Below are 20,270 nucleotides of genomic sequence, written 5' to 3'. Positions count from 1 at the left end.
TCAAATGGCCGCATGTAACGATCAGGCTGTCGTCAGGAGGTTCGCCATATGAGTCTGTTATGGGTCTTTTACCGAGAGCACGTACAAAAGGTTCAGCTGTCTGAACTCCCGCCCTCTCAGCCGATTACGATCGGTCCGGATATGAAAGATACAATCACGGTCGGCACACTTCCGTTACGGCAAAACGCCGCAACCCTTTATCGGAAAGAAACAGATCGTTATGATGTTTTCCTGGGAAATAACTGTGCCGGCGAATTGACAATAGGAAATGAAATGCCCTGCCGGATTGAAGAAGAGACGCTGCGGCTTCTGCTCACCCCTGACCAGGAAGAATCCTCCGTGTATTTTATCGGCGGGAAGGATGAGATCGTTTTCTCATCAGAAACAGAGGAAGCGGATATATACAAAGAGCCGTCCTCCGCTCAAACAGGGGCTTTTTATCTGCGTAAGTCGGGAGGATGCTGGTCTGTCGTCCCTGATGGTCAGGAAGTTTATGTGAACGGAAAGCTTGCAGAAGCTCCCGAAAGGCTCCGGACGGGAGATGAGCTGCTGTGGAATTTTCTGCGTGTGAGGCTGACGGAGGACGACCTTTTAGAAATCGTTCATCACGAAAAGCTTCAAACCGGTTTAACCAAAACGGTAAAACCAAGCACCGAAATGAAAAAGAAATACCCGCAATATCGAAGAACGCCGCGCATGGTCTACGATCTTCCCGAAGACCGCGTTTCATTCAGCTTTCCCTCGCAGGAAAGCGAACAGAATAACCGGGGGCTGTGGCTCGTCATTCTGCCTCCTGTGGTCATGCTGATTGTAATGGGGGTTGTCGCTATTATACAGCCGAGGGGTATATTCATCCTTGTCTCTTTGGCGATGTTTATGATGACTCTCATTACGTCCACCGTGCAGTATTTCCGTGAAAAAAACCAGCGGAAAAAACGGGAGGAAAAACGGGAGCGTGTGTACAAGCAGTATTTAGAAAGCAAACGGAAAGAGCTTCAGACGCTGTCGGAAAAACAGCTGCACGTGCTGACGCATCATTTTCCCCCGTTTGAAAAAATGAAATATTTAACTTCTGAAATCAGCGGCCGCATTTGGGAGAAATCGCTGGAAAGCAGGGATTTTCTGATGCTTCGGCTCGGAACGGGCACGGTCCCGTCAAGCTACGAGATTTCAATGAGCGGCGGAGACCTGGCGAACCGTGATGTGGATGACTTGATGGAGCAGTCGCAGCACATGCAGCGTGTGTATAAAGACATCCGCCATGCGCCCGTGACCGTTGATTTACAAGAAGGGCCGATGGGGCTTGTCGGGAAACCTCAGATCGTCAAAAATGAAATTCACCAGCTGATCGGCCAGCTCGCGTTCTTCAACAGCTACCATGACCTGCGATTTGTCTTTATCTTTCATGAGGACGAATATAAGGAATGGGAATGGATGAAGTGGCTGCCGCAATTTCAGCTGCCTCATATGTATGCGAAAGGATTTATTTACAATGAACAGACCCGCGATCAATTGTTATCGTCCATTTACGAGCTGCTGCGGGAGCGGGATTTGGAAGAGGATAAAGAAAAAAAGATCTTTCAGCCGCATTTTGTCTTTGTCATCACAAATCAGCAGCTGATCGCAGAGCACGTCATTTTAGAATACATCGAAGGCCGGCATGAGCATCTCGGCATCTCGGCCATCATCGCCGCGGAAACAAAGGAAAGCCTGGCAGAAAACATTCACACCCTCGTCCGCTACATTAATGAAGATGAGGGAGACATTCTCATTCAACAGAAAAAAGCGGTGCAGATCCCGTTTAAGCTGGACAGGCATGAACGGACAAACAACGAGCGGTTTTCCCGGACGCTTCGGACATTGCACCATCAGGTCGGAATGACGAATTCCATTCCTGAAACGGTCTCATTTCTCGAGCTGTTTCATGCGAAGGAAGTAAAAGAAATCGGCATCAGGCAGAAGTGGGAGACAAGTGAGTCTGCAAAATCGCTGGCTGTTCCGATCGGCTATAAAGGAAAAGACGACATCGTCTATTTAAACCTGCATGAAAAAGCGCACGGGCCGCACGGATTGCTGGCGGGAACGACCGGCTCCGGGAAAAGTGAATTTCTGCAAACATATATCCTGTCATTGGCCGTTCACTTTCACCCGCATGAAGCGGCGTTTTTGCTGATTGACTATAAGGGCGGAGGAATGGCGCAGCCGTTCCGCAAAATGCCGCACCTTCTCGGGACCATCACGAATATTGAAGGAAGCAGAAACTTCAGTATCAGGGCGCTTGCATCCATTAAGAGCGAGCTGAAAAAACGGCAGCGGCTGTTTGATCAATATCGCGTCAATCACATCAATGACTATACAAAACTGTATAAACAGGGAGAAACGGATATTCCGATGCCGCACCTGTTTTTGATTTCAGATGAATTCGCCGAGCTGAAAAGCGAAGAGCCTGACTTTATCAGGGAGCTTGTCAGCGCGGCCCGCATCGGACGGAGCCTTGGTGTGCATTTAATTCTCGCCACGCAAAAGCCGGGCGGCATCATTGACGACCAAATATGGAGCAACTCACGCTTTAAGGTCGCGCTGAAAGTGCAGGATGCAAGTGACAGTAAAGAAATCCTGAAAAACAGTGATGCGGCGAATATTACGGTCACCGGACGCGGCTACTTGCAAGTCGGAAATAACGAAGTGTATGAGCAGTTCCAGTCTGCCTGGAGCGGCGCCCCTTACATGGAAGATGTATACGGCACCGAGGATGACATTGCCATCGTTACCGATACCGGCTTAATTCCGCTGTCTGAGGTGGATGCGGATGATGCGGCGAAAAAAGACGCCCCGGCAGAAATAGAAGCCGTAGTCGAAGAAATCGAGCGGATTCAAAATGAAATGGGAATTGAAAAGCTGCCGAGCCCGTGGCTTCCGCCGCTTGCCGAACGTATCCCGCGCACGCTTTACCCCGCGCAGGAAAAAGACCGCTTCTTCATCGCCTGCGTTGATGAGCCTGATCAGCAAAGACAGGCGCCTCTCGTTTATACGATGATGGATGACGGCAACATCGGCATTTTCGGCTCATCCGGCTACGGCAAGTCAGTGGCTGCCATCACCTTCCTGATGAACTTCGCGGAAGGATACACGCCGGAAGAGCTTCATATGTACATCTTTGACTTCGGAAACGGCACGCTTCTGCCATTGGCAAAGCTTCCGCACACCGCAGACTATTTCTTAATGGATCAAATGAGAAAGATCGAAAAATTCATGATCCGCATCAAGGAAGAAATCGAGCGGCGGAAACGACTGTTCAGGGAGAAAGAAGTCAGCCATATCAAAATGTACAATTCGCTCAGTGAAGAAGAGCTGCCGTTTATATTTATCACAATTGACAATTTCGACATCGTCAAAGACGAAATGCATGAATTAGAAACGGAATTTATCCAGATTTCACGCGACGGGCAAAGCTTAGGCATTTACTTCCTGCTGACCGCAACGAGGGTAAACGCCGTCCGCCAGTCGCTGTTAAACAACATAAAAACGAAAGTCGTCCATTATTTAATGGATCAGTCAGAAGGATACTCCATTTACGGGCGTCCGCCGTTCAGTCTCGAACCGATCCCGGGCCGCGTCATGATCCAAAAAGAAGAACTGTATTTCGCGCAAATGTTTCTCCCGGCTGAAGCGGAAAATGACCTCGAGATGTTCCAGGCGCTGAAAGCTGATGTCAAAGCTTTAGCTGAGCGCCACGCCGGAACAGCCGGACCAGACCCGATTCCGATGCTTCCGGATATGCTGACGGCCAGCGAATTTTCACTCCGTCTCGGCCCGGAACAAGACCCGTTCCGCATTCCTGTCGGGCTTCATGAGGAAAAGGTCAGCCCTGTGTACTTTGATCTGGGTAAAAATAAGCATTGTCTTATTTTGGGCCAGACACAGCGTGGAAAAACAAATATCCTGAAAGTGATGCTGAATCACCTGCTGCGTGAAGGTGCGGAACGGGTCGGGCTGTTTGACTCGATTGACCGCGGACTGTCGCAGTATGCGCAGGAAACAAAGGTCAGCTATCTGGACACAAAAGAAGACGTCCGGCAGTGGATCGAAACGGCAGAAGCTATTTTCACGGAGCGCGAAGCTCAGTATACGCAGGCCGTCAAAAATGGCGATGTGCACAAACTCAGTTTCTCTCCGGTCGTGTTAATGGCCGACGGCATTACAAGATTCCAGCAGACGATCGACACCGCCGTACAGGACAAGCTGGCGATGTTTATGAAATCTTACGCGCATGTGGGCTTCAGTTTCATCCCGGCGGGCAATCACAGCGAATTCTCAAAAGGCTATGATTCCTTAACGACGGAAATGAAACAGATCCGCCACGCGATGCTGCTTGTGAAAAAATCCGAACAAAATGTCATTCCGCTGCCTTACCAAAGGCAGGAACCGGACATTCAGCCGGGCTTCGGCTATTTGGTTGAAAACGGGAAGGAGCAAAAAATCCAAATACCTTTATGTTCAGCGGAAAGGGAGGCCGTCAGATGACCGAACAACGAAAAAGCCTGATCAAATTAATAGCCGCGGTCGTCATCATTCTGCTGCTGCCGGTGCTGTTTTTCCGGTTTATCGGCGATGACCCGGGAAAACAAAAAATCAACGCCACCCGCCAAATCGCAGTCGTGAATGAAGATATGGGCTTACAAACAGATGAAAATGAGGAAGAGGAATCCGTCCATTTCGGCAAAGAAGTAGCGGCCGCTCTCGGCGGCCGTCCGGATTATTCATGGACGGTTGTCAACAGGAGCGCGGCAGAAAACGGTCTGGCGGCTAAGAAGTATGACGCCGTCGTTTACATTCCATCCGATTTTTCAAAAGACATCTTAAGCTATGACAAGGAGCGTCCGCAAAAAGCCACGCTGACATTCAATATTCAAAGCAACCTGAACGCCGTCAACAAAGAAAAAGTGCAGCGTGAGCTTGAAGACGCCCAAAAATCAATGAATAAAAAAATGTCGGCATTATATTGGAATTTCGTCTCACAAAAAGTGAACAATGTCCGAGGCGATTTTGACAAGATCGTCAATAAAGAATCAGAGTTTCAAAACGTCATGTACAACTTTTACAAGCCGAGCTCCAATGACTTGGCAGGTGAAATCAAACGGCAAAAAGACCTGATTGACGAACTGAAAAAATCAATGAATGAAGCGCAGGGCGCGGTAAAAGAAAAACTGACCTCGGCAGATGAAGCCAAAACCACGCTCAAAGACTTTGCCGACACGGTCGAGCGCTACAAACAATATCAAGAAAATCAGAAAAAACTGCTGATGGCCGCGCAGGAACAAAATCAAAAGCAAATCACAACCGGATTGAACGCCATTAAAGCACAGCAGGCCGCCAACCAGTTCAGCACGATGATGAGCGGGCTCTCTTCAGGCATAAATCGGGCGCAGACACAGCTTGACCAGACGGGATCGTCTCTTTTGGCCGCCCAACAGGTGAGAGAAGCGCAGATTCCTGAGCAGGAACACGGGATGGCAGATATTCAATCCAATTTACTGAACAATTATTTGACTCAATATAAAGCGCAAGCAAGATTTGAAACATTGAACAGCATTCAAACCCTTATGAAAAGGGATCGGCCGGCATTAACCGTTCCGGAAAAGGACCCGGGCGATGACGGCTCGGATGACCCGAATGAAGAAGAAAAACCGGAAGAAGAAAAACCCGGCGATCTGAAAATTGACCTTGACGATCAGCGTGACGAATTAAAACGCATCTCTGCTGAAATCAATCACATTTCTGACGGATTAAAAGAACCGGAAAAAGAAAAACCGGAACCGGAAAAACCGGGCCAAGGCGATGACGGTGAAAACTCCGGCGATACCGATCCGAATAACGGAACGAATCCCGGAGAAGACGGAAAAACGGAAGACGGCACAAAAGAAGAGCAGCCTGCTTCCGATAACACAGGCGATCAGGAGCCAAAAACCGTCCAGACCTCGACAGCCGCTGAAAACGTCACTCCGCCTGCTGATGAGCCGGCGGACGATCCAAACGATTCTGAAGGGGACGGCGGCACGGACATATCTGAGGCAAAAGAAAGGCTGAACCAAGCCGCAGAACGCATTCAGCAAATTGAAAAAGAGCTGGAAGAGAAACAGCAGACTCATAATGAAGAACTGAAAAAACGTCTCGATGCTCTTGATGAAGAAATCCAAGGCCTTAAAGACCAGATTGATGACGTCAAAAAACGCGCAGAAAAATTAAAGAAAAAGCTGGAAGAATCAGAAGAAACGAGAAAACAAGACTTCAATACCGTTTACAGAATGATTGTAAGAACAGAACAGAACATTCTGAACTACCCGTCATTGGACAGCGGCCGCAAATCTGCTCTTGAACAGATGTTTGCCGCTGACATCAATACAAAAAAGATATCCGATTTAATGAGTTACTATAATGATTTATCCCTGTATGAGGCGACACTCTATCACTCTCTTGACGCGGGCTCGCTGCCTGATGTGAAAAACCGGGTGCTGAAAGCCCAGCAAGGTGAAGTCCAAACCGTTCTCGCCATCAAACCGGAAGAAACGGCAAGCTGGGAAAATCTGAAAAACAACAAAATGCAGACTGATGAAGACATCAGCAATTTCATTAAAGGCATGACCGAATTCTCGGATAACTACAGCTCGTATATCAGGGATGAACAAGCGGGAGTGCTCGATGAGCTTGCCAGCATTTCAGACAGCGCGGCGAAAGCATCCGATCAGCTGGCTGAAGGTGCTGTGCAGGAAGCGGCCGCGTTCAGCGGAGACGGATTAACCGGAACGATGGCGCTCGGCGCTCAGGATACCGTCGGCCGCGAAGTCCTGCAAATGTCTGACACGATGGGCCATCTGTCAGAACGCCAGTCCGGCATCATCAGCTATACCGACAATATGCAGCAAAGCGTAAATGACGTCCAGCAAAAAGCGGACACCCTGAACAGCAACTGGGGCAAAAACGTCGATTCCACGAAATTGATCAGAAATGACGTGTACGGCATTTTAGGGAACGCGCTCGTTGACGGACAGGAAAACGGCTATGTTTACGATTATCTCGCCAATCCGCTTAAAATCAGCGGAGAGGTGCCGGAAGACCGGGTTCAGAATGTTCCGCCGGTCGTCATTTTGGTGATCGTCCTGATCAGCAGTCTTCTGATCGGCTATTTCAGCTCGTATTATCAGCAGGCGCCGCTTCTTGTCAAAGGCGCGCTCTTTGGGATTTTAAACATTATGGTCGGATTGATGATCAGTCTGTTCGGTCTGAATATCTATTCGCTTCCGGATGATCAGACGATTAAATGGTCAGTCTTTACGATTCTCCTGCTTGCGGCGAGTTCAGCTTTTATCCGGGCAGCCTTTGTCTTCAGCTCAATTACCGGATGGATCGCATCATCAGCGCTCATTCTCTTTTATGTGGCGCCTTTGATCGACCTGATTATGCCGAACTTCACCTTTGACAGTCCGGTTTCGAAAGTCTATATCGATATTCAATACGGAACGGGCCATCTGTTTGCGTTGGGGGTAACGGTTCTTGCGATCATTACGCTGCTTGCGGCGGCGCTTCCGCTCGTCATTCGGCTGTTTGCGGAAAAAACGGAGGAAAGTGATCAGTCTTATGAGGCGTAACACGTTCATGGAAAAAGGATTGCTGCTGTTTGCTCTCTCCTTTTTCCTTTTCCTTCCCCAAGCCGCAGCCGCGAATGAGGAAAATACTGATGTCAAGCCGAATGAATATGAAAAGAAAGACATTGAAATTCGTACGGACTACCTGCACGACGATGCCTACTCCGAGGAAAAAACGGCGCTTCCGAAAGAACAGAAGGATATCACGTTTGATCAGCCGGCCGAAAACCCGGATGACAAACTGATATCAAATTTGTTTACATCGTCAGACACGGAGCCGAATACGATCAAAGCGCAATCGAAACAACTGGGTATCACATTTGCCGAGCCGGCGGTGCGGCATACCTCGGCAGATATGGAAACGGAAGAGAAAAAGACTTCTTATCTGCTTCCTGCTATTTATGCCGTCTTGATCCTCCTCGGGATTGCGGCAATGATCTATCTGATCCCGAAAGTCACGGCGCAGGAAAAGGCAAAGCGGTAAAACGGATCGCTTGTGTTTGCGGGAAGACAGCCCGTAAAATAAGAAAAAAAGGGGGAGTTTCATGCAGTTTTTTCTTATAACAGGCGCGTCAAAAGGCTTGGGCCGGGCGCTTACGGAACAGGCGCTTCAAGAAGGAGCCGAAGTCGCCGCGCTTTCAAGAACGATAAGCGGGGAAAAGCGCGAGGGGCTGACAGAATACAGTGTTGATTTAACCGATCTCGCAGATACCGGGCGGCAGATGAAGGCGATTCTTGATCAAGCAGAGGAGAAGGGGTACTCCGCCGTCACACTGATCAACAATGCCGGAATGGTGGAACCGATCAAGCGGGCGAAAGAGGCTTCCGCCGAAGAATTGAACCGCCATTACACCCTTAACCTGACGGCGCCCGTTTTGCTCAGCCAAATGTTCACAAAGCGCTTCGAAGCGTTCAGCGGCAGCAAAACAATTGTCAACATCACATCGGGCGCGGCGAAAAATCCTTATAAAGGCTGGAGCGCGTATTGCAGCTCAAAAGCGGGGCTTGATATGTTTACGAGAACATTCGGGTTTGAACAGGAAGATGAAGAGCTGCCGGTCCGCATGATATCATTCTCGCCGGGAGTGATGGATACAGACATGCAGTCGGTCATCCGTTCTTCGTCAAAAGAAGATTTCCATGACATCGAACGGTTCCGCAATCTGAAAGAAACGAAAAACCTCAGAAGTCCTGAATACATCGCCGGCGTCATTCACTCACTGATCGCGGGCGAGCCGGAAAACGGACGGATATACGATATCAAAGAATTTTTGTAGAGCAGCTTTCACGCTGCTCTTTTTTGTTTGTACAATCACTTAGGGGTCCGGCGGCATATGATGAATGAAACAACATATAAGGGGTATAAGAAATGTATCAGATGAATTGAGTTTCTTCTCGATTTATGTTAGGATTCTAAAAATATATGAAGGAGGGGTTTCCATGAGAAATGTAACGTTAATGGATGTCTTCACCCATCCAATCGCACAAAAGTATTTACAGCGTTCCGGTGTCGCCCATGCGATCGCCTGCGCGTTTCATGCATACCGTCTTGCCGTAAAAGCAGGTGTCAGCCCGGATCTGGCGGCGAAAGCGGCATTACTGCATGATGTCGGCCATTATGAATGGTACACAGACGGCAAATGGGATTATGAAAAGTACAGAAGAAATGATATCCATGCCATTAAAGGCGCGGAACGGGCGCATAAGCTGCTCATCCGGCTCGGTGAAGAACCGAAAGCGGCGAAGGACATTGCGCTGGCGATTCTGCTTCACACCGATTCCTATCTGCCTGAAGGCGAACTGGACAAGAATACGCTCCAGCAAATCGTGAAACAAGCGGATGAACTCGATGAAGAACCCGGCGGACATCACCATTACCGCCAAATGGATCACACGGCCGCGCTCAAACAAATCCAAAAGCTTGATCAGTTAATTGACCGAGCCCAATATCCCATAAGAAGCTCAGTCTAGGCCACTCATGCGGCCTTTTCCGCTTACATAACTCCGCATGCTCACTAACACCTTTTCCGCTCTGATAGACGTACTGTGTCAAAGCCTTTGTCCGCTGCATATGCTGAAGGAAAACATAGTAAAGGGGATCAGCGAAAATGGCCCATCAAGGAAGCCCGCAAATCGTCTCGTTAGTGGATCCTTACGTTTATCAGACCATCCATAAGCTTATCGGCTCAAGGTTTATCATTCAAACCGTCAGACGCATTGTCAGAGGACGGCTGATTGATGCCACTCCGGATCACATCGCCATTGAAGAGACGCATGACCGTGTATTTTATATCAGAAACCGCCATGTGGTTTCCGTCATGCCTGATTATACCGAACGCGTGTAACAGCCCGAAAAGGCGCAAACCGGAGGCGGCACTATAGAACCCCGGTGCGTCTTCTTTTTTGAGATACATAGATGCACGGCGGCTTTTTTTGGTACAATCACAGTACAAGTTCACACGCCAATAGGAGGAAACCGCTTGTTGAAATCAAAGGTCCATTTTTGGACGCTGCAAATTTTGCTCGTTTTGCTCATTATTTACGTATCAACGAAAGTCTCGTTTATATTTCAGCCGTTTTTCGGTTTTATCACCACTCTGTTTTTTCCGATTTTGATCTCGGGCATTTTGTTTTTCATTTTTAATCCGATCGTGCGCCTGCTTGAGAAAAAAATCCCCCGGACATTGGCGATCCTGCTCATTTATCTCGTTTTCATCGGTCTGATTGCCTTTATGTTCACTGCCATCGGGCCGATTGTGGCTTCCCAGGTCACGGGGCTGATTAACAATTTCCCTGATTACATTCATCAGATTCAAGTCTTGACGGCGCAATTATCCCATTCCAAATGGTTTACGTGGATGATGACGCAGGATTATGTGTCGATAGAAAAAATCCAGCAGTCTCTGACGGGATTTTTACAAAGCCTTCCGCAAAATATTACGGCAAGCCTGTCGGCCGTGTTCGGCGTCGTTACGAATATCACGCTTGTCATGATCACCGTTCCGTTCATTTTGTTTTATATGCTGAAGGACGGCCGGCGGTTTCCGCTCTTGGCGGTCAAAATTCTGCCTTCTTCCTACCGGGCGGAAGGTCGGAAAATATTTAACGACTTATATGTCACATTGGCCGCCTATTTCCAAGGCCAGCTGCTGATTTGTCTCTTTGTCGGAACGGCATGTTTTATCGGATATTGGATCATCGGCCTGCCGTATGCGTTAATTCTCGGGATGGTGATCGCCGTCACCAATATCATTCCGTACCTGGGGCCGTTTCTCGGGGCGGCGCCCGCGGTGATTATCGCGTTTATGGATTCGCCGGCTAAGGCGCTGTTTGCCGTTATTGTTGTCGTTGTCGTCCAGCAGCTTGACGGGAACCTGCTTTCTCCGCTTGTGATTGGAAAACGGCTGAATACCCACCCGCTCACCATTATTCTTCTGCTTATCGGAGCGGGCAGTTTCGGCGGCATTCTCGCAATGATCCTGGCCGTGCCGGTTTACGCGGTTTTAAAAGCTTTCGTCTTAAATATCGTCCGGCTTATCAAACTTCGTCAGCGGTCAAAGCTCGAAGACAGCCGCAAGCCGAAATAAAAACGGGCACAACTCCCGGTGCAGCGCATAAAATGCTGTAAAGAAAAGCGGAGGTGTGGGTATGCCTGCAATTGTGGGACCGATTTATATTATGAGTTTAGCCGGAGACGCTGCGGCGAGCTTCGGTGACGTGTTTGCCATTTCTCCCAAAGCCGTTGACCACTCAGGCGCGGGGGCAGGGGCGTTTCATTCCGGAGATTTTGTCAAAATTACTAATAAATTCAGCAAAACGCGCTTTGAAGACATTGATGTGTTTGACGAACCTGATTGGTTTAACGCGTGACAGCCTCCTTTTAGGAGGCTGTCGCTTTTTTGTAGTATAATAGAATCAGTCTTTATAAAAGGGGAATGTTTTATGAAAATCAGAAAAGCGAATATTACCGTGCAGTCCGGAATGATCGGTGATGTATATCTGCATGAAAATAAAAAAGAACAGCATACCCTTGTAGCCGTTCCGGAACTTGAGTGGAGCACGATCATTTCCTATGAGGAAGAGAAAAAGGCGCTGGCGCTGCGGCTTTTACAATCATTCAGCAAGCTGATTGAAGAAGAACCCGCCGGAGAGCTCGCCGGCAAGATCTCCCATTGGGTGGCTGAAATGTAACGAAAACGGTTTACCGCGTCCCGTCCGGGGCGATAATTGTAAAACAAGCTGGGAGGGACAGGCCGATGAGCGACAAAACGGTTGACCTTTATTTACAGCAGGGGATGTACGGCCCTTTGCAGACGAAACCGGATGAACGCCATTTATTTTTAGGCTCGCTGCGTGAAAGAGTCATCATTGCCCTGACGAAGGGACAGGTGCTGCAAAAGCAGCCGTATGAAGAAGTGAAACAGGCGCTGAAAAGCCGAAAAGACGCGGTGCTCTATATAAACGGAAGGCTCCCGTATCATGCTTATTCACCATATATGAAGCTTGCCGCACTTGCCGGTGTCCGAAGCTCCGTCATCTCGGACCTTCAATTCGAAACGCCGCTCGGCCTGGTTTTTGCCGCCGATTATGCCGTGAACCTTGACGGCATTTACGTGCAGGATGACATTTTTCAGCGCTCACTCCTGAAATCTTAAAAGGGCAAAACACCGTTTGTCATTTTACAATGCCAATTCACTTACAAGTGGAGATAGGATATAATGGTTTTCATATGAATGGCGGGGAGGCCGGCTATGAAAAAAGCATTTATATGCATTGATTATACGAATGATTTTGCAGCTGAGAACGGGGCATTAACCTGCGGAGAACCCGCGAGACAGATTGAAGATACGATTGTCAGTTTGACGCAAGCATTTATAGAAAACGGTGATTACGTTGTCTTTGCGGTAGATTCGCATGATGCAGACGATGACTTTCATCCCGAGACACGCCTGTTTCCTCCGCATAATATCAACGGCACGGAGGGCAAAGAGCTGTACGGAAGGCTATCGCCTCTTTATGAGAAACATAAACACGCAAAAAACGTAAATTATATGGAAAAAACGAGATATTCTGCTTTTGCGGGAACGGATTTAGAGCTGAAACTGCGGGAACGACAGATCACTGAGCTGCATCTTGCGGGCCTGTGCACCGACATCTGCGTTCTTCACACGGCCGTTGACGCCTACAACAAGGGCTTTCAGATCGTCATTCATCAAAACGCTGTGGCCAGCTTTAATCCGGAAGGGCATGAATGGGCCCTGTCCCATTTTAAGAACAGCATCGGAGCGCAAGTGGCAGAGTAAGGAAGGGGAAAACAATTTTGGTGGAGCATGGTTTTAAAGACGACAGTTTGTCTTTACATACAGATCTTTATCAAATTAATATGGCCGAAACGTACTGGAGAGACGGCATTCATGAGAAAAAAGCGATTTTTGAGCTTTTTTTCAGAAAGCTTCCCTTTGAAAACGGCTATGCGGTATTTGCGGGCTTAGAAAAAGCAATCGAATACTTGGAGAACTTCAAATTTACCGACAGCGATCTGAATTATTTAAAAACGGAATTGCACTATGCTGATGATTTCATTGATTATTTACGGGATCTTTCTTTTACCGGATCTCTTTACAGCATGAAAGAAGGCGAGCTCGTTTTTAACAACGAACCGATTATGCGGGTCGAAGCGCCCCTGATTGAAGCGCAGCTGATTGAGACGGCTCTGCTTAACATTGTGAATTACCAAACATTAATCGCCACGAAAGCGGCCCGCATTAAAGGCGTTGTCGGTGACGAAGACGCCCTCGAATTCGGAACGCGGCGCGCCCATGAAATGGATGCGGCCATGTGGGGAGCGAGAGCGGCTTTGATCGGCGGCTTCAGCGCGACGAGTAATGTAAGAGCCGGAAAGCGTTTTAATATACCGGTATCCGGCACGCACGCTCATGCGCTCGTACAAGCGTACCGCGATGAATATACGGCATTTAAGAAATATGCGGAGACCCACAAAGACTGCGTATTTCTCGTAGATACGTACGATACGATCCGTTCAGGCATGCCGAATGCGATTAAAGTCGCAAAGGAATTCGGCGACCGGATCAACTTCATCGGCATCCGCCTGGACAGCGGGGACTTGGCGTACCTGTCAAAAAAAGCGCGTGAAATGCTTGATGAAGCGGGTTTCACAGACGCAAAGGTCATTGCTTCAAGCGATCTTGATGAGCACACGATATTAAATCTGAAATCCCAAGGAGCGAAAATCGATACGTGGGGCATCGGCACGAAGCTGATTACCGCATACGATCAGCCGGCTCTCGGCGCGGTTTATAAGCTTGTCGCCATTGAAGAGGACGGCAAACTGACCGACACCATTAAAATTTCGTCAAACCCTGAAAAAGTGACAACGCCGGGAAGAAAGAGAGTATACCGGATTATCAACAAGCTGAATCACCACTCGGAAGGTGATTATATCGCGCTTTATGACGAGCGGGTAAATGATCAGAAACGCTTAAAAATGTTCCATCCCGTCCACACGTTCGTCAGCAAATTCGTCACTGATTTCTATGCGAAAGACTTGCATGAGCCGATCTTTGAAAACGGCGTTTTATGCTATGATAATCCCGAAATTACCGACATCCAGCAATACGTGCAGGATAACCTCAAACTTCTGTGGGAGGAATACAAACGGATCAGTAAGCCGGAAGAATATCCGGTCGATTTAAGCGAAGACTGCTGGAGCAACAAGATGCAGCGGATTCATGAAATCAAAAGCAAGCTGAAACGGGAACTTGAATAGAAAACAAAGCGGCCTTTCCTATCTCTGGAAAGGCTTTTTTGTTGTGATAATATTTTTCACATTTAGACAAATTTCGTCAAGTTATTTGATATACTTATGTTCGAAGGCCGCATCTAAGGGGGTAAATGAATGAAGGTGTTTGTTGCGAGACAGCCTATCTTCAACAGAAACGAACAGGTTGTTGCTTATGAACTTCTTTACCGGGAGAGCGAAGAGAACCGTTATTCGGCCGCGGACGGAGATAAAGCTACGACGGATCTCATTATTAACAGCTTTATCAACATCGGAATCGAAAAGCTGACTGAGGGGAAACGCTGCTTTGTGAATTTTACAGAAAGCCTGATGTTTTCAGATCTCCCTACCTCCTTTGATCCTGACCAGCTTATTATCGAAATTCTTGAGGACATACCGATCACTCCGGCGCTCATCTCAAGATGCAGACAGCTGAAGAAATTAGGATATACATTAGCACTTGATGATTTTTACGCCATCAATCCGGAAAATGAAGAGTTAGTGGAACAGCTGATGAAATATATTGATATTTTAAAAATCGACTTTTTGCAATCCTCGCGTCTGGAGCGCAAAAAAATCATTCAGACGTACAGCTGTAAAAGTCTGATTTATTTAGCGGAGAAAGTGGAGACGAGAAAAGATTATAAACAGGCGGCCATAGACGGCTTTCACCTGTTTCAAGGATATTTTTTCAGTGAACCGCGTGTCATCAGCGGAAATGATCTGACGTTTCATTTTCATTCTTACTACCAGCTTTTAAGCGAATTAAACAATGACCAGCCTAATATACAGCGCGTGACGGAATACATAGAGCGTGACGTCAGCTTATCGTATCAGATTCTGCGTTTTTTAAACGGATCGCAAACAAGGCTGAAAAAAAAGATAGACAGCATCCAGCAGGCCATCATGATGCTCGGGCTGAATGAGATTAAGCGCTTGATTTACATTCTTTCATTCAGAGATTTAACGGCGAAAAGCCACTCAAGCCAAAAAGAAATCATTAAGATTTCCTTAATCAGGGCCAAACTGTGCGAACTGCTGGCGAAAAGAACCGGAAGGCCCCAGCCCTCTTCTTACATGCTGATCGGCATGTTTTCGCTCATCGATACGCTTCTCCACAGGGAACTGGAGGATATCATCAAAGAACTGCCTTTAATCGATGAAGTCGGACAGGCGCTGCTCGGTTATGAAAACGATTATTATAAGATGCTCGCGCTCGTCAAAGCCATTGAATGCAACAACTGGGACTGTGACGAGTGGGGAAAAGAACTGAACAAAGAAGAAGCGTATGAATGTTACTTACAGGCGATCGAATGGTGCCGGCAGCTGATCGATTGAGCCGCTTTAAGCCGACCATCTGAGGGCGATGATAAACCGGCTTTGCTCTCTGATCAGACTGACACGGATGCCGTCGGGATTATACGTCACGTCAAAGTCATTTTTGATGCCGGTCTGCTTAATGAGCCGCTTGACCGCTGCGGTGTCAGATGATTGCGCTGCGGTGAGGATGCTGCGCGCAAGCTCTTTTGACGCCGACAGCCGCGCAAGGAGCAGGCGCGCATCCTCCAGCATGCCCGCAGCTTCTTTTGCGGACGCTGTCAAAATATCTGCGTGAACCGGGGCACTGGGCGCTGGATGCCGGTATGGCGCGGCGAAAACAGGGCAGCATGGATACACATAATGCATACGGCGGCCTCCTTCCTGAGAAAACATTCGTTATACATGAGTATAGGCGGCGTGATAATGAGTTATGACATGCAAAAAGACCACAATGCGGGGGTTGCGGTCTTTTCGGTGTTTGTCGGTGGTTATGCGACGCTGTTCGCCCATTCTGTTTTGAAATTGTGACGGCAGGGACTATAGTCCCTGCCGGTTTGTCGGAAAACCGTTGAAAAAACAGCAGAACCGCCAGATTGGTCTGCTTTATCCTAAACGTCTGCCTTTGTGGTAGTTATATAGTCCCGTTCGCTAAATGCCCTGTTCGGGACTATGGAATTACCATAGTTTGCGGTGTCACGCAGATACTTTTACACATACTTTTCGGTGAAAAATCCCGCAAAAACGTTTACACTATTAGTAACAGATCAAATACCTAGGACTCGTTCACCATACACAATTCATTGATCTTTCAAAAAAAGGAGTGTGGAAACGGTGGAAAACAAATTAGAAGAAGTAAAGCAATTATTATTCCGACTTGAAAATGATATCAGAGAAACAACCGACTCATTACGAAACATTAACAAAAGCATTGATCAGCTCGATAAATTCTCATATGCAATGAAAATTTCTTAAAAAGACTTGGAAACAAGTCTTTTTTTTGTGCATTTGTTATACAATTAATGGATAAAGTATTATATGATTGTTAAAAAACAATAAACATGCTGTATTTGAACAAAAGGGTTTAGTAAAATAAAGTGAGGGATTCATATAGCTAAGAAATTAACTCTAGAAGCAGAAGATGTAAAGGACACAATAAACCATATTCTCAAAAAAAATGATGTGAATAAAGAAGTAAGTAAACATGTTTTGAATTTTGCTGATACAAAAAACAACTTTCCATTTGCTGAGTTAGCTTTAGATCATTATTTAGCTTTTGGAGGGAATGATTTTGAAGAAATACTAGATTTAGGAACAGGGATTGAACTGCTTATCTTAGCGGCTGATATTTTTGATGACATACAAGATAAGGATCGTCCAAATGCAGAGTGGATGAAAATGGATCAGGCTGTATCTTTAAATATTGCAACCTTAATTTATACAATAGCTCTCCAAGTTATATCATCTCGAGATCCGGACGGGTTATTACTCAAGACAGCTCTAAAGTATACAGTTCAAGCTATGGAAGGGCAACACATTGATTTGGTTGATAATACTTTAACTGAAAATCAATGCATTGAAATGATTAAGAAAAAGTCAGGGGCTTTGACAGCTTTACCAAGTATGCTGGGTGCTGTACTTGCAACTAAACGTTATCAATCAGATGTGGAGCAGTATGCTTTCTATATAGGGGTTGCAGCTCAATTAAAAAATGATTTATTTGAAATAATGTATATGAATAATACGGAAACCTTTTTCAAAAAGACAAATTTGGCAATTCAGTTCTTAGAGAAAAAATTCAACACAGTGTCCACAGAATTGTTAAACAACAACTTTCAACAATCAGAGTTAAAACGGCTTCTCTTAGAATCTGGCGTTATCCATTATATGTCAGTTATGATTAATGTATATAATTTGAAAGTGAAAAATGGACTCGAAAATTTAAATTTGACTTTAGAGAACAAAAACTATTTAATTAAAAAAATTTGCGAAAATGAGAAGGTGGATAAAGATGCAGGAAATAGTAAATTATTTAGTTCGTAATCCCGAAATTGTTCAAAAATTGAGAAGAGAAGAAGTCAGTATTATAGGTTTAGATAAAGAAGAGGTGAAAGGGGTATTGCTTGGATTTGATCAATTAATCTCAATGAGTTCAAAAGACGAGATATATTGGAAACCGTCATGAAACAGGGGTAAATATGAAGTTATCTAAAAATACGTATTCCATTTTATTGATTTTACTCAGCTTGTCTTATATTTTCTATTTAACTTATATAAATGTAAATAATTTGTTTGTAGGAGCCACCGCAAATGTTAATAACAAGAATCAAATAGAGATTACCAAAGTATCAGATTACACAATGGCTTATTATGCTGGTGTTAAAAAAGGTGACATTGTAATAAAAATTAATCAGAATAAGAGCGTTGAACCAAAAGATTTAAAACAAAATACATTGAAAAACGTTAGATCTATGACAGTTGAAAGATCTGGTGAAATAGTTGATCTCAAAAATTTAAGTTTATTAAGTGAAGACAACTTATTTGTTTATTTAATACCTGTTATTTTTTTCTTTGTATGCCTTAGTTGTATTATCCTTATTTTAAAAATTAATAAGGAGCAAGATTCAGTTTCAGCTTTTATATTGATCATCTTTTTACTCACTACAGGTATAGCATATGTGAGTGCGGGAGGTTCATCAAAAGGAGATATAATAAGCCGATACGTAAATGTCATAACTTTAATATCCGTACCGGTAAATTATCTCTTGTTTATTTATCAATATATCAAAGAATTTGGATACAAGATTTTTAACGGGAAAGTTTTTGTTGCTTTATATACAGTCCCTGTTATTAATATAATACTAGAGTTTTTTAGGCATTGCTTTGAAAGAGGAGTAGTGGGGAAAGTTAATTTAGTATCAATATCTCTCCTTTATTTAATAGCTTTATTTTTCATTACCATAGGTTTAATAAAGTACAAAAAAACAGAGCAAGCAAATATTCTTAAGACTTTTCTTTTAATTAATATTTTTGCTTTCTCACCATTTGTATTCTTGTATGTGGCACCCTACATCATTTTTAATGACTATTATGTTTCTTCTTTTTTAGTTGCGCCTTTTCTTTTATTAATTCCTTTTTCTTTAGTTTATCAATTTATGACTAATAAAATCTATGAAATTGATTTTATTATTGGGCGGTTGAAATATTATAGTCTTTTAGCTGTCACTCCTACTTTACTTATTATTACAATTTATGATCTTGTACAAGATCCAAACTCAGAGTTTTATACGTTTAAACTAACTTTGCTGACATATATTATTATGTTGGCTGTGTTTTATTCAAAAGAGATCTTAGATTTTCGTTTCCGTTTAAAGCGTTTTTCTGAAAAACATAATTATCAGGATAGCATATTCAAGTTTACTCAAATAATTAAAGGAGCTTCATCATTAAAACAAGTATTCACTGAACTTGAATCTACTCTACTTGAAGTTTTGATGATTAGTAAAGTATGTGTTTTAGAAGTAGAAGGAGACTTAAATATAAGGTGTTTTTTTAATGATAATGAGAAAAAATTATGGGAGCCGTATTCTCATCAATTAGCTGAAACGACAAGCGAAATTGGCAAAATAGTTCAGGTGGATAAAGGGTTTTTAATGAAAATAGGGGAACGGGGCAGTAAATCATACATTGTACTGTGTTTATCATTTATGAATACTCCGAAACTAACCTGGGATGAGATTTCTTGGTTAAAAACCTTATCATTCTACACCAGTATTACGATGGAGAATGTGCTTAAAATCGAAGAACTTATGAATCACCTCGAAGATTTAAAGAAACAGGAGACAAACCCGGTCTGGCTCAAAAAGCTGATGTTTACGATCGAGGAAAAGCAGCGTTCGGATTTGGCCCGTGATCTGCATGATTCAGTGCTGCAGGATTTGATTTCTTTGAAGCGCCAGTGTGAGCTGTTTCTGGCCGATTTTAAGAAAGAAGAGCCCTGCCACATAGAGGTGCAGGACAAGCTTCATCAGATGAATGAGCAGATGTCGGATGTCATTTTGATGACCCGGGAGACGTGCCATGAGCTTCGGCCTCAGCTGCTGTATGATTTGGGTCTGGTCAAGGCGGTATCCAAGCTTGCCGCGCAGCAGCAGGAGCGTGCGCCGTTTCATATCCGTCTGAATACGGGCCGGTTTACGGCGGCGCTGGATTTGGATACGCAGCTGAATTTGTACCGCATTATTCAGGAATTTCTTTCGAACGCCATGAAGCATTCACAGGCGAATGAGGTGCTGATTATGCTGATCAGCATTCAAAATAAAGTGATTCTGCATTATGAAGACGACGGTGTCGGCTGCAATCAGGAAGAAGGCGGCGGACAGTCGATGAGCATGGGTCTTTCGGGTATCAAGGAGCGCGTCCGTGCGCTTGACGGACGGATGAAAATCGACACAAGTGAAGGAAACGGTTTTAAAGCGGATATTGAAATGGAATTGTAACCATTTTATCAC

General features: G+C 45.4%; 18 protein-coding genes. 17 read left to right on the top strand and 1 reads right to left on the bottom strand.

The features are described from left to right. Nucleotides 1–48 precede the first annotated feature (48 nt). The 13 genes from essC (at nt 49) to L3V45_RS14930 (ending at nt 15,780) form a co-directional block, all read left to right on the top strand. Complete coding sequence (essC, locus tag L3V45_RS14990) at nt 49–4,524, top strand: type VII secretion protein EssC (protein WP_069473561.1); 4,476 nt, start codon at nt 49–51, stop codon at nt 4,522–4,524. After that, entirely contained in the window at nt 4,521–7,646 is a 3,126-nt protein-coding gene (gene esaA, locus L3V45_RS14985; RefSeq protein ID WP_236837057.1) for a type VII secretion protein EsaA, read from the top strand. Before essC ends, esaA begins: the two co-directional genes overlap by 4 nt. A gap of 7 nt (nt 7,647–7,653) precedes the next feature. After that, the gene (gene essA, locus L3V45_RS14980; protein ID WP_043867377.1) at nt 7,654–8,127 is read left to right on the top strand and encodes a type VII secretion protein EssA; all 474 of its coding nucleotides are present in this window, start codon (nt 7,654–7,656) and stop codon (nt 8,125–8,127) included. Between the two features lie 61 nt (nt 8,128–8,188). Further along, nucleotides 8,189–8,920 carry a (S)-benzoin forming benzil reductase gene (locus tag L3V45_RS14975; protein WP_015387781.1) on the top strand — a complete coding sequence of 244 codons (732 nt, stop codon included), beginning with the start codon at nt 8,189–8,191 and terminating at the stop codon, nt 8,918–8,920. A gap of 163 nt (nt 8,921–9,083) precedes the next feature. After that, on the top strand, nt 9,084–9,614 hold the full coding sequence (locus L3V45_RS14970; protein WP_003152022.1) for an HD domain-containing protein: 531 nt from the start codon (nt 9,084–9,086) through the stop codon (nt 9,612–9,614). A 137-nt stretch (nt 9,615–9,751) separates the two neighbouring features. Beyond that, complete coding sequence (locus L3V45_RS14965; protein ID WP_003152023.1) at nt 9,752–9,988, top strand: DUF2642 domain-containing protein; 237 nt, start codon at nt 9,752–9,754, stop codon at nt 9,986–9,988. Nucleotides 9,989–10,123: 135 nt separating this feature from the next. Beyond that, nucleotides 10,124–11,230, top strand: a complete 1,107-nt coding sequence (locus L3V45_RS14960) for an AI-2E family transporter (protein ID WP_003152024.1) — start codon at nt 10,124–10,126, stop codon at nt 11,228–11,230. A 61-nt stretch (nt 11,231–11,291) separates the two neighbouring features. Then, entirely contained in the window at nt 11,292–11,513 is a 222-nt protein-coding gene (locus tag L3V45_RS14955) for a spore germination protein (protein ID WP_003152026.1), read from the top strand. A 72-nt stretch (nt 11,514–11,585) separates the two neighbouring features. Further along, nucleotides 11,586–11,834: a YueH family protein gene (locus L3V45_RS14950; protein WP_060387126.1), complete on the top strand. Its 249-nt coding sequence runs from the start codon at nt 11,586–11,588 to the stop codon at nt 11,832–11,834. A gap of 65 nt (nt 11,835–11,899) precedes the next feature. After that, nucleotides 11,900–12,298 (top strand): YueI family protein, encoded by a 399-nt coding sequence (locus tag L3V45_RS14945; RefSeq protein ID WP_003152031.1) that lies wholly within the window; start codon nt 11,900–11,902, stop codon nt 12,296–12,298. Between the two features lie 96 nt (nt 12,299–12,394). Next, nucleotides 12,395–12,946, top strand: coding sequence for a cysteine hydrolase family protein (locus L3V45_RS14940; RefSeq protein ID WP_003152033.1), 552 nt, complete (start codon nt 12,395–12,397; stop codon nt 12,944–12,946). Between the two features lie 17 nt (nt 12,947–12,963). Continuing rightward, the gene (locus L3V45_RS14935) at nt 12,964–14,430 is read left to right on the top strand and encodes a nicotinate phosphoribosyltransferase (RefSeq protein WP_014305722.1); all 1,467 of its coding nucleotides are present in this window, start codon (nt 12,964–12,966) and stop codon (nt 14,428–14,430) included. Between the two features lie 129 nt (nt 14,431–14,559). After that, nucleotides 14,560–15,780 (top strand): EAL and HDOD domain-containing protein, encoded by a 1,221-nt coding sequence (locus L3V45_RS14930; protein WP_003152038.1) that lies wholly within the window; start codon nt 14,560–14,562, stop codon nt 15,778–15,780. Nucleotides 15,781–15,786: 6 nt separating this feature from the next. Here L3V45_RS14930 and L3V45_RS14925 read toward each other — a convergent pair whose 3' ends face one another. After that, nucleotides 15,787–16,128: a YuzC family spore coat inner layer protein gene (locus L3V45_RS14925; protein WP_014305721.1), complete on the bottom strand. Its 342-nt coding sequence runs from the start codon at nt 16,126–16,128 to the stop codon at nt 15,787–15,789. A 465-nt stretch (nt 16,129–16,593) separates the two neighbouring features. Between L3V45_RS14925 and degQ the strand changes: the two genes are divergently transcribed. The 4 genes from degQ to L3V45_RS14905 all read left to right on the top strand — a co-directional run bounded on the left by degQ (nt 16,594) and on the right by L3V45_RS14905 (nt 20,258). Further along, a complete protein-coding gene (gene degQ / locus L3V45_RS14920) occupies nt 16,594–16,734 on the top strand; it encodes a degradation enzyme regulation protein DegQ (RefSeq protein WP_003152043.1) in 141 nt (46 codons plus the stop codon). A 207-nt stretch (nt 16,735–16,941) separates the two neighbouring features. Further along, entirely contained in the window at nt 16,942–17,802 is an 861-nt protein-coding gene (locus tag L3V45_RS14915) for a polyprenyl synthetase family protein (RefSeq protein ID WP_159073777.1), read from the top strand. Beyond that, nucleotides 17,771–17,944 (top strand): competence pheromone ComX, encoded by a 174-nt coding sequence (gene comX / locus L3V45_RS14910; RefSeq protein ID WP_012118314.1) that lies wholly within the window; start codon nt 17,771–17,773, stop codon nt 17,942–17,944. Before L3V45_RS14915 ends, comX begins: the two co-directional genes overlap by 32 nt. Nucleotides 17,945–17,957: 13 nt before the next feature. Then, a complete protein-coding gene (locus L3V45_RS14905; protein ID WP_236837055.1) occupies nt 17,958–20,258 on the top strand; it encodes a histidine kinase in 2,301 nt (766 codons plus the stop codon). Nucleotides 20,259–20,270: the final 12 nt, after the last annotated feature.

This window comes from Bacillus sp. R45, from assembly GCF_021729365.1.
GTDB classification, from domain to species: Bacteria; Bacillota; Bacilli; order Bacillales; family Bacillaceae; genus Bacillus; species Bacillus velezensis.
Note: the sequence above shows the minus strand (reverse complement) of the source record. Positions and strands in the feature narration are given on the sequence as shown.

Bases quoted from the DNA above. Each gene is read 5' to 3' on its own strand.
- essC (WP_069473561.1), top strand. From the start codon at position 49: ATGAGTCTGTTATGGGTCTTTTACCGAGAGCACGTACAAAAGGTTCAG.
- esaA (WP_236837057.1), top strand. From the start codon at position 4,521: ATGACCGAACAACGAAAAAGCCTGATCAAATTAATAGCCGCGGTCGTC.
- essA (WP_043867377.1), top strand. From the start codon at position 7,654: ATGGAAAAAGGATTGCTGCTGTTTGCTCTCTCCTTTTTCCTTTTCCTT.
- L3V45_RS14975 (WP_015387781.1), top strand. From the start codon at position 8,189: ATGCAGTTTTTTCTTATAACAGGCGCGTCAAAAGGCTTGGGCCGGGCG.
- L3V45_RS14970 (WP_003152022.1), top strand. From the start codon at position 9,084: ATGAGAAATGTAACGTTAATGGATGTCTTCACCCATCCAATCGCACAA.
- L3V45_RS14965 (WP_003152023.1), top strand. From the start codon at position 9,752: ATGGCCCATCAAGGAAGCCCGCAAATCGTCTCGTTAGTGGATCCTTAC.
- L3V45_RS14955 (WP_003152026.1), top strand. From the start codon at position 11,292: ATGCCTGCAATTGTGGGACCGATTTATATTATGAGTTTAGCCGGAGAC.
- L3V45_RS14950 (WP_060387126.1), top strand. From the start codon at position 11,586: ATGAAAATCAGAAAAGCGAATATTACCGTGCAGTCCGGAATGATCGGT.
- L3V45_RS14945 (WP_003152031.1), top strand. From the start codon at position 11,900: ATGAGCGACAAAACGGTTGACCTTTATTTACAGCAGGGGATGTACGGC.
- L3V45_RS14940 (WP_003152033.1), top strand. From the start codon at position 12,395: ATGAAAAAAGCATTTATATGCATTGATTATACGAATGATTTTGCAGCT.
- L3V45_RS14930 (WP_003152038.1), top strand. From the start codon at position 14,560: ATGAAGGTGTTTGTTGCGAGACAGCCTATCTTCAACAGAAACGAACAG.
- L3V45_RS14925 (WP_014305721.1), bottom strand. From the start codon at position 16,128: ATGCATTATGTGTATCCATGCTGCCCTGTTTTCGCCGCGCCATACCGG.
- comX (WP_012118314.1), top strand. From the start codon at position 17,771: ATGCAGGAAATAGTAAATTATTTAGTTCGTAATCCCGAAATTGTTCAA.
- L3V45_RS14905 (WP_236837055.1), top strand. From the start codon at position 17,958: ATGAAGTTATCTAAAAATACGTATTCCATTTTATTGATTTTACTCAGC.